Here is a 13,529-nt window from a genome sequence, read left to right on the forward strand (position 1 = left end):
TTGGTGACCGAGGAGGCGGACAGCTCCCGACGTCGACCGTGGCCTCGGTGAGACGATCAGAGGCTACGAGCAGTCCGATTCAGGCGCAGGCAGGCCGTCGCGCCACGGGTGTCCGGCGGGCAGGCCGAGGCGGGGGATGAGTGCGACCAGCCGGTCGGCGATCATCACGCCGGCCTCGGTCGTCGGGTGGTCCAGCAAGTCCCACCGATCCCGATAGCGGGCGAAGGTCTCCTCGTGTGTCCGGGACTGGGGCATCTGTGCGTTGCGTTGGCCCGGTGCCGCGGCAGGATCGGTCAGCCACTCCTGGTGCTCCAGGTAGGTACCCGCCGAGACGTGATCGCGGGGAACGACGTAGGCATACGGCGAGTCACCCACCTCCGGAATGACCACGAGCACGAACCACTCGGCGCCGGACACGTCCTGCAGCCCGACGGTCTTCCCGAGCGGCCACGACACCTGTCGCGGGCTCGTCTTCGTGGCTGCCTTGACCTGAACCTCGATTCGAGGTCTACGAGGCAGGATCATGGATACCGCCAGGATGTCCGTGCGGGCCAGTCCATCACGGGTCAGCGCGGGCGCCCAGCCCCGCCGGGCGAGTTCGGAGCAGACCCAGTGCTCCCCCACCAACTTGGCCATCTTCGTGTCGACCACGAACGAACTGTCCCACACCTTGTGACCAGCGAGGAGCCGAGGCCATCGACCAACCGGAGAACGTGTCCGGTGACCTGCTGCGGTGCGGCGGATCGATGGTTTCGGCGCCGCGGCGCACGCGGCTGCACGTGCCGACGAAACGAGAGCTGGAGATCGGGAGGCGCCGCCAAGCAGTCAGCCCAGCGGCGCCTCCCCTACTCACGCCTCTAGCTCACCTCCTGTCAGCTGTGGACGATGATTCTCTGGCCTTTCCCATGTGGGTGCCTACGCTGCTGCCTCACGCGGCTCAGGCAGCTAGATCAATGGATGCAGGGCTGCCCCGATTAGGGGAGAGTCGGGGCACTGCGGCCTAGCAGGTGGTCGCGGATCACGGCGAGGTCGGTGTCGGTTAACCGGTGCCGGTCAAGGTTCCAGGAGGGGTTGTCAGCACCGGGCGGGATAAGGTGGATCGTGAACGCGTCCATCAGAATGGCGTTGCGCTCAAGGGCTTGGCCGTATCCCGCTGCTTGCATGAAGTCGGCGCAGTCGGCCCAGGCACCGGACTTCGGCCTCCGCACTCGCAACTTCACCTCGATGACGCATGTCGGATCCTCCCCGCGTATCACCGCGTAGTCGACCACCTTCGGACCAATGGAGAACGCCTTCCGTGTGGACACGTCCGGGTCGTCACACAGGGCGAGACGCAGGAGCGGCTCGACGAGGTATCTCTCCACATGGGCCTCCAGCGCCAAGGAACCGGCGGCCAGCTCTCGCCAAGCCGTCAGGTCCATCGACGCGGGATCCGGCTTGTCTGCCTGTCCCACCACTGGACGCAGTACGCGTATTAGATCTCCGGCATCCCTGGCATGGAGCGGACGAACCAATGCGGCGAGCTCGTTCGCGTGGCTGGGGTGCATGAACCGGCCCGAGCGGCCCGTCATGACTGTCTTGCCGATCACCGACTGGAGTTGCGTCAGAGTGATCGGTTCGATCTGCACGGGAGGCGTGGTGTGGCACCACCACTGCTTCCCCTGCCACGACTCGCCCGTCTCGCCGATGTCTTCGAAGTAGGCGTAGTCGACCGCTCTAGCGACGAAGTGGATCGCCTTGTACGGCTCAGTGAAGTAGTAGAACAACAGGTCGCCCGGCTCGGTCTGCTTGGCAGCCGTCCAATCTGACTCGAAGATCCCGCAGAGCGCGTCGGCTCGTGCGGGCGTCAGGTCCCCCGTGGTGAAGAACGATGCCTCGGCACCCATCAGCAGCCACGCGTTGACAGGGCCTATCCGCGTCGGATCGTCCGGCATGAACGGCACCCCGCAGGCAGTCTTGTCGGGCTCCAGGTCGTCATTGCCCCACCAGGAGTCGAACAACGCCACAGCCTCCTCCAGGAGCGGGTCATTGTCGGAAATGGCCGACGGATTCAGGGGCCTCTCGAACAGGACGCGGATCAGGACTTGCTCCACGCCTTCCACCACCTCGCCCGTGAATGCCACGTCCAGGCGACAGGACGAGGCAGTGAACTGGCGTTGCCGCCATTCCTCGGCCTCCTCGAACACCACCGGCTCGTCAGAGTCGGAGATGAACACGGAACCACGAAGCCGCCCTCCTGGCTGAACGGAGGCGAAGGCGGGGATGTCGTCCAGGCTGAAGTCAACTGTGAGGGGTCCCGAGGGGGACACGTCTCGACCGCCCAGCTTCTCGACACAGGAGATCAGCAATGCGAGGGGATCCATGCGTTCATCCTTGCGGACCCTCGGACCATCTTCAGCGATGACTCGCATCGTTAGGTTCGCTCACTCGTCGACATCGCCTCCGCGTCCAGCCACCCGGGCACCCTCCAGGCCTCGAATGGCAGACATGATCGGAGAACCGATCCGATGCGCCCTTCTGGCCACGTAGGGAACAGAGGTTCGGACTCGTAATCGATGCTCTCCGTCGTGAGGGGAAGGCAGCATTTTCGCCCATTAGATCCCCGAGTTCGCATACGCATGCGACACCCACATCGAGGCCCACAGGTGAACTCTTCCCCACAAGCCATTCCTCCAGGCACCTCCCGTCGGACCCGCCCCAACACCCTCAGTCGGGGATCTGACGGTAGATGTGCCATGTTCTGCCATCAGCCTGACCAGCTAGGTTGTCACACAAACTAGATAGGGCTACCATCTTGATGTGATTTCGGACCGGTGGCCCGCGGAATGGTTGCGGGGGGTGTTGTCGGTCACGGTGCTGGCCGTCATCGCCGAGGGTGAGACGTACGGCTACCTGATCGGACAGCGGCTCGACGATGCCGGTCTCGGCCGCATCAAGGGCGGCACGCTGTACCCCCTGCTGAGCCGTCAGGAGGCCAGCGGTCTGGTGTCGTCCACATGGCGTGAGGGCGACGGCGGGCCGGGACGCAAGTTCTACCGGATCACAGCGGAGGGCACTCGTGAACTCGAACGCCTCCGGAGCGAATGGGCGGCATTCACCACGATCACCGCGACCCTGATCGGGTCCCGGGCGGAGGAAGGGGACCTGCGAGGGTGAAGAGGGACTATCGGGTACAGCCGCCGCAGGCGACCGTCGGGGAGAACGTGGCGCGGGTCGCTGATGTGGTCGGTGCGCACCTGATCAGCCTGAAGGGCATGTTCCCCGTACCGTCGGACTACCGCGGCCTGCGCCACTCCTGGGTCAAGGACCTCACGTCCGGGCTCACCGTCGGTGTCGTCGCCCTGCCGTTGGCGCTCGGCTTCGGGGTGGCGTCCGGGGCCGGTGCGGCCGCGGGGCTGATCACCGCGATCATCGCGGGCCTCGTCGCCGCGATCTTCGGCGGCAGCAACGTCCAGGTGTCCGGTCCCACCGGCGCCATGACCGTGGTCCTGATGCCGGTGATCGCCCAGTACGGCGTGGAGACCGTCCCTCTGCTCGGCATCATGGCCGGCGTCATCGTGATCCTGATGGGCCTGACCGCGATGGGACGCTCCATCGAGATGATCCCCCTGCCGGTGGTGGAAGGCTTCACGTTCGGCATCGGGATCATCATCATCCTGCAGCAGTTCCCCCTCCTGCTGGGCACACCCAAGGGCACTGCAGAATCGACCCTGGTCTCGTCATGGCTGACCCTCAGCCACACCGACTGGACGAGCGCCGTCGCGCCGCTGCTGGTGGCGGCGCTGGTCATCGTCCTGCACGTGGTCGGACGACGCTTCCTGCCCCGACTGCCGATCGCGCTGGTCGCGATCGTGATCGCCACCCTCGTCGCCGAGCTGGCCCACCTCGACATCGCCCGGATCGGCACCCTGCCCGGCGCGCTGCCGACCCCCCGCGTGCCGGCCGTCAGCGTGGACATCCTGCGCCAACTGCTCCCCCCGGCGCTGGCCGTCGCAGCCCTGGCCGCGCTGGAGTCGCTGCTGTCGGCCCGGGTGGCTGACGGAATGGTTCCGGGAGCCCGCCGGACCAACCCGGACCGGGAACTGTTCGGGCAGGGCCTGGCCAACGTCGCCGCCGGCATCTTCGGCGGCATCCCCGCCACCGGAGCCATCGCCCGCACCGCCGTGAACGTCCGCGGCGGGGCCCGAACGCGCGTGGCGTCGATCGCGCACGCCGGTGTGCTCCTCGTGGTCCTGGTCGCCCTCGGCCCGATCGTGGCGCGCATCCCGATGGCCGCTCTCGGCGCCGTTCTCGTCATGACCGCGGTGCGCATGGTCAGCCCGGCCGTCTTCCGGACCCTGGTCCGGGCCACCCGCGCCGACCGGAACACCTTCCTGGTGACCCTGGCGGCGACTGTCGTCCTCGACCTGGTGATGGCCGTCCTCCTCGGCATCGCGATGGCGGCCCTGATGAGCCTGCGCCATATGGCCGCCTACGCCGTCGTCCGCCGCCAGTACCTGCCCGCGGACACCCGCGAAGGCGTCATCGACTGGACCGATGCCACCGCACACCTCCGCGACCGCGTCGCCATCTACCGCCTCGACGGGGCGCTCTTCTACGGCAACGCGCGGCGCTTCGCCGACCTGGTCCTCGAGGTCGAGGACGTCGATGCCGTCATCATCCGCTGCCACCGCATGAACATCCTCGACGCTTCCGGCGCCGACGCCGTCAAGGACGTCGTCGGACAGCTCCACCGGCGCGGCATCCCGGTGATCATCCAGGGCATGACGGACGCCCAACGACGTACGGTGACCACGATGAACGCCGTCTCGCCCGACGCGCACGTCCTCGAACTCTCCGAAGCCCTCGCCGCCGCGGAACGGATCTGCGCCACGACGCCCCCCACAGCAACTCCGACAACGGATCATCCTGACGGCGAGCACGGCTGACCTGCCCTGCCGGACTGGCGACCCAGGTCTATGGAGGCCGGGCGGCCGGACGGGCACGATGTCGGGGACCGGGTCGTGACAGGCCCCCCAGCGCATGATCGGAGACCCTGTGATCCACGCAAAGCCCCTCGTCCGAGCGGCTACGGCTGTCGCGCTGGTGTCCCTGATGACCGCCTGCGCCGCTGCCCCGGCTGCTCCGTCGGGAAGCGCCACCGGCACACCCTCGAGCGCCCGACCTTCTGCCTCCGCCTGCGTGGCCGACCCACAGGCCGTCGCCCAGCGCGCCCTCCCCGCCCAGGCCACGGCCACGATGCCGGAGCAGACCGCCGCGGCCCTCGACACCGCGGCGGCCGCCGGGCTCAAGGAAGCGGCCGCATCGGGGGCGGTGGTGGCCGTCCGCAGCCCGCAGGGCACGTGGATGAAGGCGTACGGGGTGGCCGATCCGACCACGAAGGCGCCGATGACGACCGACGTCTACCAGCGGATCGGATCGGTCAACAAGACCTTCACCGGCACCTTGGTCCTCCAGCTGGCGGCGAAGGGCAAGCTGACGCTGGACGACCCGATCAGTACGTACGTGCCGGGGGTGCCGAACGGCAAGGACGTCACGCTGCGCATGCTGCTGAACATGACGAGCGGGCTGGCCAGCTACACGATGGACCAGCACTTCACCGACCAGTTGTTCGCCGAGCCGCAGAAGGTGTGGACACCGGACCAGCTGCTGGCCGTCGGCCTCGCCCTGCCCCCCTGTTCGCCCCCGGGGAGAAGTTCAACTACTCCAACACCAACACGATCCTCCTCGGCAAGGTGATCGAGAAGGTCACCGGACAGCCGTACGCCGATGTCCTGAAGGCACAGATCATCGAGCCGCTCGGGCTGACGAAGACGTCCATGCCGTCGGCCACGGACACGTTGCCGTCGCCCCACGCCGACGGGTTCACCCTGCAGGGAACGGCCGACTCGTCCACGACCCCGCTGAACACGACGGACTGGAACCCGACCTGGGCCTGGACCGCGGGCCAGATGGTCTCCTCCACCCAGGACCTGCTGACGTACGGACGGGCGCTGGGCACGGGTCAGGGTCTCCTCGACACGAAGGCGCAGGTGGACCGTCTCTCCTCGGTCCCGGGGCAGGCCGGCTACGGTCTGGCCGTCGGCTGCATCGACGGATGGGTGGGCCACACCGGCGAGCTGCCCGGCTACAACACGTCGCTGTTCTACGACACGACCAGCGACACGACGGTGGTCGTCCTCGCCAACAGCGACATCCCCTCCGGTGGGTGCACCGAATCGAAGACCCTGCCGGACACCGACAAGGCGCTGCCCTGCATGGATCCGGCGGTGCGTATCTTCACCTCGGTCTCCGGCGCCACCGGGCACGTCTTCACGCCCAATCCCAAGTCCTGAGGTGCTGGCTCCGGCGTCGGGTCAGGCGACCATCCCAGCGAAGGCGCGGCCGCGCGGCTGGGTGCGGGCTACATTGCCGTTCATGCGCCCCCTGGTCGTACGGTCTCCCCTCGCCCGTTCGCTCGACCGGGCCCTGTTGGCCATCCTCGGTGCCGGTCTGGTGCTGATCGGAGTGGAGACTGCGCTGTTGCCGTGGGGCGAGCCAGGAGCAAGCGTGCTGTTGCTGTTCCCGGTCGTCTGCCTGGCGTATCTCGGTGCCGGGATCCGCGCCTGGTACCGGCGTCCCAGCAACCGTCTCGGCCCGGTGATCCTGTTCGGCGGTGTCGCCGTGTGGCTCAGCAGTCTGCAGGCCACCGCGGTCCCGGGGCTCGTCGACGTCGGCACGATCGGGGCGACGCTCATCCTCGCCGTCCTGGTGCACCTCCTCCACGCCTTCCCCTCCGGCCGGCTGCCCGGTCCGGTATCGGTGACGACGGTGGCGGCGGCGTACGTCACCTCGCTGGTGCTGCAGGCGCCCAAGTACCTCTTCGATCCGAACGTACGCGCGCAGGCGCTGTTCGTCGCCGACGATCCCATCGCCCTGGCACTCGGTGCCGGTTTCCAGAGCCTCGTCGGCGCCGCCGTCATGGTCGCGACCGCCGTCGTCCTGGTGGGGCGACTCATCCGGGCGGATGTCGCCGGGCGGCGGGTCCTGGCGCCCCTCTTCGCGTACGGGGTCGGGGCCGCCCTCTTCATCCCGGTGAGCACCTTGGTGCTCACCCCCGTGTTCGGCCTGAGTGTGGAGGCAAGAGCGCTGCTGCAGTTGCTGGTCCTCGGCGGCGTTCCGCTCGTGTTCCTCGTCGGCATGCTGCGTGGCGGCTTCGCCAGGACAGGGGAACTCGAGGAACTCGGTACCTGGTTGGGAGCCTCCGACGGGACCCGGCCGGCGCTGACCCTGGCACTGTCGAGGGCCCTGGGCGATCCCTCCCTGACCCTGACGTTCTGGGTCACACGGCAGCGCATCTTCGTCGATGATCATGGCGTGCCAGTCGTCCCGGGCTCGGGACCGGACCGTGGCTTGGTCCTGATCGAGTTGGAGGGCCGGACCGTCGGCGCCATCGACTATGACTGCCAACTCATCGCGGACCCTGACCTGGTGCGGACCGCTGGTCAGGTGATCGCCATCGCCGTGGACAGGGAACGGCTGACGGCGGAGCTGCGCGAGAGCCACAGCGCCCTGCAGCGGTCCAGGGAGCGCCTCGTCGACGCCGAGGACCGCGAGCGACGCCGGATCGCGCAGGATCTGCACGACGGTCTGCAGATGCAGCTGGTGCTGCTCGCCCTCGAGGCACAGCAGTTGGCGAATGCCGCCGGGACGGACACCGCGTCCCGGTCACGAGCCACCGAGCTGCGCCGCCGGATCGACGCGGCGGCGGCGGATCTGCGCCGGACGGTGGCGGCGGTCATGCCGGCCGCGTTGATCGAGCACGGCCTGGCCGCCGCCGTCGAGGACCTCGCCGACCGGATGCCGATCCCGACCGCGCTCGAGTTGCGCATCGACGAGATCCCCCCGTCGTCGGCCCTGGAGAGCACTGCCTACTTCGTCACGGCGGAGGCCCTGACGAACGCCGTCAAACACGCCCAGGCATCGTCCGCCTCGGTCCGCCTGACGTCGAACGACGGATGGCTGAGGATCGAGGTCTGCGATGACGGTGTCGGCGGTGCCAACCCCGGCCACGGCCGGGGCCTGCGCGGCATGACGGACCGGATCGACGTTCTCGGCGGACACCTGCGCATCGCCAGTGAACCCGGCCACGGGACACGCATCGAGGCGGCCCTGCCGTGCGCGTGATCATCGCCGAGGACGAGACCCTGCTGCGCCGCGGGCTGCAGCTCCTGCTGGAGGAAGGAGGCGTGCAGGTCGTCGGCGTGACCCCCGATGCTACGGCGCTGGAGGAGGCGGTCGACCGGTGCCGCCCCGACCTGGTCATCACCGATATCCGGATGCCCCCCACCCATACCGATGAGGGATTGCAGGCGGCGCTGCGGATCCGCCGGAAGTACGCCGACATCGCGGTGGTCGTCCTCTCCCAGCACGTCCAGCGCCGTTACGCGAACGAATTGCTGGCCTCGCCGCAGGGCAAGGTGGGTTACCTCCTCAAGCAGCGGATCGCCGATGTCGACACATTCCTGGACGATCTGCGTCACGTCGCGGCGGGGGGAACTGCGCTCGACCCTGACGTCGTGGCCGTGATGGTCGCCCGCGCCAAGCTCTCCGACCAGGCCGTACGTGACCTCACGCCGCGCCAGCAGCAGGTCCTCGCGCTGATGGCCGAAGGGCGCAGCAACGCGCGGATCGCGGCCGAACTGTTCCTCACCGAGAAGGCCGTCGTCCAGCACACGTCGCGGATCTACGACGCGTTGGGTCTGCCGGTCGACGCCGATTCACATCGGCGCGTACTCGCGGTGATGCGTTACCTGAGCGGGAGCTGACCCCCGACCCGCGCGACTGGCGACCCAGGTCCATTCCCCGCCGCCGAGCGCCTCCGTAGCGTGCCAGGAGGACCGCGTTCCGCTGGTCCTTGAGATCGCGGGAGGATCCCCATGATGACGAGAGCACGGCGGTCAGTGGTGGCCGCCATGGTCGTGCTGGCACTGGGCGGGCAGGCGATGATCAGCACATCCGCCGCCGCAGCACCGAGGGACGGCATGCCGGCCACCGCCAATAACGACAAGGCCCAGAACGACAAGGCCCAGAACGACAAGCAGAACACGGCGCACGGGAACGTCCCCCTGGGGCTGACCACGCCTCCGCGGAAGTCACTCACGGCAACGCAGGTCCAGACCGGTCCGAGCGTCGCCTTCGACACCATGGCGGTGGACGGCAACGGGCGCCCTGGCATCAGGATCGGCACTTCCTTCCACCCGGCCCCCTTCCTGTCGGGGACGTCGTACAGCGACGCGAGTGGCGCGCATGCCGAGTGGCAGATGCTCGTCCTGAACACGCAGGACCTGACCGTCAAGAAGAACGTGACCTACTCCACCGCTTCGGCCACCACCCTGACCAAGGACTTCCAGGCCCTTGTTGACGGGAGTGCCGACCTGAACTACCGCGTGATCATCACGAACCACCCGGTCAACGGCTGGGCCGTGGGCGAGGGACTGCTGAGCACCTTCGGGCCGTTGGGCTACACCTTCCCCGACGCCGCACGTTTCCCGACGCAATACCTGTACCAAGGCGACTTCTCGATGGTCGTGAGTGTGACCAAATCCGGGGGCCAGCCGGTGCAGAAGAACATCCAGTCCAAGTGGAGCGACAAGTACGCCGGTGGTCGGATCCAGGCACAGTTCATGTTGAACTCCTGGGGCAACTACACGTACATGTCGAACCAGTTCGTGACGATCGACACCCGGAACGTGTACGAGTGTGACAAGGCCGCCAACAACTGCGCACTCCGGATCCGCGTCGGCGATCCCGCCAACGACGTCGTCAGGTCCATCCCGGCCGGCCGTGCCGGCTATGTCGTCGCCGTCTACGACAAGCTCACCCTGGCCCACAAGACTGACTCGGTCTTCGAGACCAGCGCCTACGACCCGCAGGACGCCGACGTCTCCAACGCTCAGGCCCGGAAGATGACCGACTACCTCGCCGGGCTGGCCAAGACCAACCCCGGCGACGTCGTCGTGATCTCGACGATCCGCAACCCCACTCCGCCTTCGGTGCCCAGCCCCGGCAACGTCATCGTCGCTTCCGACCTCCGCTACGACGTGATGTCCGCCCTGGCCAAGCAGATCGCCGCCCTGGGCGGTACCCGCGACCAATTCAACCGCGCTGCAGCCGCGGACGGCGCCGACTACAGCCTGGTCAGCTGGATCGACACGTCGGACCGGATCGCTCCGCGCGAGGGGACGGGAGTCGAGAACATCGGTCCGGATGCCCGACTGTCCACAGAAATGTCGCTCAACCAGGAGTCGCTGTTCCGCCCGTCGGTCAGCTCACCCGTTCCACTGCCGGTCGACGGGCTGCGGGATGTGGCCTACCGCCCCAACTCGTACGAATCCTGGCCCGAGGTGAACACCGCCGCGATGGCCGACATCGCCCGCCGGCTCAACCTGCCGGAGACCGACATCCGGCAGGCGTACTGGCGTTCCACCGATCGCCGCTGGGCCAACGACAGTGCTGCTCTGGCGAGGCAGACGTATCTCCCGACGACGGCGTACACCGAGGCTGAGTTCAACCGGACGAAGCAGGTCCTGCAGGACGAGTTCACCAAGGTCCAGCTCATCAGGGACAAAGCGGCATTCCTGGGGAAGCCCTACGGAGACGCCGCGGCTCAGGCGCAGACGGTCGCCGATCGTGTGGCCGGGCAGATCGCCGTGGACAAGAACACGAATGTCCAGTGGAGCTGGATGAAGTTCGGCGACCAGTTCGTCGGCATGCTCGGATCACTCATGGGCTTCGGGAACGCCTCACACCTGGCGACTGCCGGGACGAAGCTGGTGGCCGCAACCGTGGCAGCAGCCTCGAGGTCGATCTCGGCCGCCAGTGCCATGGGGCAGTACGGCAAGGACACCAACGTCCCCACGTACGAACAGATCTCAATCACGGCCGACCAATTGGCCGGCCAGATCCAAGCGGCCATGACCGAGACCCAGGCAGGCTTGTCCCGGGAGGCCGACATGATCCTCGCCGATCACGCGAAGTTCGCTGCGGTCACCGGGTGGGACTGCAGCCAGGCCGATGATCCCGCCTCGGCCCAGGGTGCGTGGGCGTGGTGTCACGCCGAGGAGCTCACCCAGTACCGCACGCCGACCTACTCCGCGGCGCTCCGCTCCGCCGAGCGGGTGTCCTGGAGCGGACTGGCACCCCTGGAGTTCGGGGTGTACCAGTTGGACATCAGCCAGGACACCAACCTGAACGACTACGGGCTGCCGATCGGTCTGGACGAGTACAACTGCGGCCCCTACATCACGGGCGCACGAGGCATCTTCCAGATCCCGGGGGCTGGCCAGACGAGACCGTGGTGACGATGCAGCAGAACAACGGCGACCTGACGCCCAAGGACCGGCGCTGGCTGGACCAACCCGAGTACCAGATCTACGTGATGGGCAAGATCAAGGTCGGCTCCCCCTGGGGCCCTGAGGTGAACGCCCCGCAACCGGTGCCCGCGGCGATCTACCAGCGGATGTTCGACCCCGTCTCCACCTCCAACCTCGACCCGGCGGTGGGTGGACTGGGCATCCGGACGGACAAGTACATCCCGACGCTGCCCCACAATCCCCTCCAAGGCTGCCACTGGACGTGGGGCCGGTGAGCCACCTGTAGACGAGGGGGTGGCGACCTGGGTCTATTCCCCGGCGCCACCCCCGCCGCCTAGCCTCCAGGCAGATCATCGTTCGCTCCGGAAGCCGTCCTCGAGAGGTGTCAGATGCCGCAGGGTCCAGACAAGGCAAGCCGGCACTCTCCGGGACGTCGCAGCGTGCTGAAGGCGCTGGGTACCGGCGCCCTGGGGTTGGCGGCTCTACCGGCGCTGTCCAGCTGCTCCGATCAGGCGGCAGCCGGCGCAGCGGGAGGGTCACCGTCGCTGCTTCCTGCTCCCGAACAACAGGTGCCGCCACTGCTCGACGACCACAAGGTCGGCCAGGCGCTGGCAGCATTGGATCGGCTCATCCAGGACGCCATGACACGGACGGGCGTGCCCGGGATCGCCGCCGCCGTGGTCCACCAGGACAAGGTCGTCTACCTCAAGGGCTTCGGGGTCCGCGAGGTGGGCAAGCCGGACGCGGTCGGCCCCGACACCGTCTTCCAGCTCGCGTCGGTCTCCAAGCCACTGGCCTCCACCGTGCTGGCCGCCGTGGCGGGGCAGGGGAAGATCGCGTGGACGGATCCCGTGGTCCGTCACCACCCGGCCTTCTCGCTCCACGACCCCTCCGTGACCAGCCAGGCCACCTTCGTCGACCTGCTGTCCCACCGCAGCGGACTGCACACCGGGGCCGGCGATCTGCTGGAGGATCTCGGCTTCGACCAGGACTACATCCTCGGCCACCTGAACCAGGAACCGCTGGACACCTTCCGCTCCAGCTACCACTACAGCAACTTCGGCTACACCTGGGCCGGGGTCGCCGGTGCGACGGCGATGGGGATGTCGTGGGAGGACCTGGCCAGCAAGGCCCTGTTCACGCCGTTGGGCATGACCTCGACCAGCTACCGCCATCGCGACTACGAAGCGGCGCCCGACAAGGCGCGCCCCCACGTCCGGGCCGACGACAAGTCCTGGGTGGCTCGCTACACCCGCGACGCTGACGCCGAGGCGCCGGCCGGCGGCGCCAGCTCCTCGGTCCGGGACCTGGCCGAGTGGATCCGCCTGCAGCTCGGCTCCGGCTCGTACGCCGGCAAGCAGGTCGTGGACGCCGACGCACTCGCGCAGACCCACGTTCCCCAGAACGTCACCGGAGCGCCGGCTACGCCCGGCGGACGGACCCACTTCTACGCCATGGGCTGGAACGTCTCCTACGACGACAAGGCCCGCCTCCAGCTCAGCCATGCCGGGGCGTTCAACCTCGGTGCCGCGACCTCGGTGTCCCTGCTACCCGGCGAGCAACTGGGCATCGTGGTCCTGACCAACGGGCGGCCGGAAGGCATCCCCGACGCGATCAGCAGCGGTTTCTTCGACATCGCGCAGAACGGCAAGGCGACGGTGGACTGGCTCGGATTCTTCGGCGGGCTCTACGGCAAGCTGGACGCATCCGAGAAGCCGGAGGTCGACTACTCCCAGGCGCCGGCCACGGCCACGCCAGCCCGAGCGAACAGTGCCTACGTCGGCACGTACGCCAACTCCTACTACGGTCCGCTGACCGTCGCCGAGGACGCCGGTGCGCTCGTCGCGCGGCTGGGGCCAGCCGCTTCTCCGACGACCCTGCGCCTCACCCACTACACCGCGGACACATTCTCCTTCGCCTCGATCGGGGAGAACGCCAACGGGCTCGCCGGGGCGATCTTTGCGGCCGACGCGAGCGGGCGGGCTTCCAGCGTCAGGCTGGACTTCTACGACCGGACGGGCCTGGGCACGTTCGTACGGAGCACGGGCAGCAATGCGTGAGCGAGGCCCGGCCGGGATCCGCACCCTGGCCGCGGTGGGCACATCCTTCATCCTGGCCCTGACGCTCGGCGCCTGCACCGCGGCCCGACCATCGTCCGCCCCGCCGCGGCATCCA

General features: G+C 68.1%; 9 protein-coding genes and 1 pseudogene. 8 read left to right on the top strand and 2 right to left on the bottom strand.

From position 1 onward, the window contains the following. Positions 1-63: 63 nt before the first annotated feature. Together Rai3103_RS03045 and Rai3103_RS03050 are read right to left on the bottom strand one after the other, a co-directional pair. Positions 64-651: a hypothetical protein gene (locus Rai3103_RS03045; protein WP_228489121.1), complete on the bottom strand. Its 588-nt coding sequence runs from the start codon at positions 649-651 to the stop codon at positions 64-66. 323 nt (positions 652-974) lie between these two features. Further along, the gene (locus Rai3103_RS03050) at positions 975-2,363 is read right to left on the bottom strand and encodes a hypothetical protein (protein WP_153571343.1); all 1,389 of its coding nucleotides are present in this window, start codon (positions 2,361-2,363) and stop codon (positions 975-977) included. A 436-nt stretch (positions 2,364-2,799) separates the two neighbouring features. Between Rai3103_RS03050 and Rai3103_RS03055 the strand changes: the two genes are divergently transcribed. The 8 genes and pseudogenes from Rai3103_RS03055 to Rai3103_RS03090 all read left to right on the top strand — a co-directional run bounded on the left by Rai3103_RS03055 (position 2,800) and on the right by Rai3103_RS03090 (position 13,414). Then, entirely contained in the window at positions 2,800-3,156 is a 357-nt protein-coding gene (locus tag Rai3103_RS03055; RefSeq protein ID WP_153571344.1) for a PadR family transcriptional regulator, read from the top strand. Next, positions 3,153-4,928 (top strand): SulP family inorganic anion transporter, encoded by a 1,776-nt coding sequence (locus tag Rai3103_RS03060; RefSeq protein WP_194793241.1) that lies wholly within the window; start codon positions 3,153-3,155, stop codon positions 4,926-4,928. Before Rai3103_RS03055 ends, Rai3103_RS03060 begins: the two co-directional genes overlap by 4 nt. 310 nt (positions 4,929-5,238) lie before the next feature. Continuing rightward, positions 5,239-6,335, top strand: a pseudogene (locus Rai3103_RS03065) (serine hydrolase domain-containing protein). An 82-nt stretch (positions 6,336-6,417) separates the two neighbouring features. After that, entirely contained in the window at positions 6,418-8,166 is a 1,749-nt protein-coding gene (locus Rai3103_RS03070) for a sensor histidine kinase (RefSeq protein ID WP_153571346.1), read from the top strand. Next, the gene (locus Rai3103_RS03075) at positions 8,157-8,807 is read left to right on the top strand and encodes a response regulator (protein ID WP_153571347.1); all 651 of its coding nucleotides are present in this window, start codon (positions 8,157-8,159) and stop codon (positions 8,805-8,807) included. Before Rai3103_RS03070 ends, Rai3103_RS03075 begins: the two co-directional genes overlap by 10 nt. A gap of 111 nt (positions 8,808-8,918) precedes the next feature. Continuing rightward, a complete protein-coding gene (locus tag Rai3103_RS03080) occupies positions 8,919-11,342 on the top strand; it encodes a hypothetical protein (RefSeq protein WP_153571348.1) in 2,424 nt (807 codons plus the stop codon). Continuing rightward, positions 11,339-11,629, top strand: coding sequence for a hypothetical protein (locus tag Rai3103_RS03085; RefSeq protein ID WP_153571349.1), 291 nt, complete (start codon positions 11,339-11,341; stop codon positions 11,627-11,629). The genes Rai3103_RS03080 and Rai3103_RS03085 overlap by 4 nt, the downstream gene beginning before the upstream one ends. A 114-nt stretch (positions 11,630-11,743) precedes the next feature. After that, positions 11,744-13,414: a serine hydrolase gene (locus Rai3103_RS03090; protein ID WP_153571350.1), complete on the top strand. Its 1,671-nt coding sequence runs from the start codon at positions 11,744-11,746 to the stop codon at positions 13,412-13,414. The last annotated feature ends 115 nt before the right edge of the window (positions 13,415-13,529 follow it).

The sequence above is a fragment of the Raineyella fluvialis genome, assembly GCF_009646095.1.
Classification (GTDB): domain Bacteria; phylum Actinomycetota; class Actinomycetes; order Propionibacteriales; family Propionibacteriaceae; genus Raineyella; species Raineyella fluvialis.

Excerpts from the sequence above, each read along its gene's own strand:
- Rai3103_RS03050 (WP_153571343.1), bottom strand. The coding sequence starts at position 2,363 with ATGGATCCCCTCGCATTGCTGATCTCCTGTGTCGAGAAGCTGGGCGGT.
- Rai3103_RS03070 (WP_153571346.1), top strand. The coding sequence starts at position 6,418 with ATGCGCCCCCTGGTCGTACGGTCTCCCCTCGCCCGTTCGCTCGACCGG.
- Rai3103_RS03080 (WP_153571348.1), top strand. The coding sequence starts at position 8,919 with ATGATGACGAGAGCACGGCGGTCAGTGGTGGCCGCCATGGTCGTGCTG.
- Rai3103_RS03090 (WP_153571350.1), top strand. The coding sequence starts at position 11,744 with ATGCCGCAGGGTCCAGACAAGGCAAGCCGGCACTCTCCGGGACGTCGC.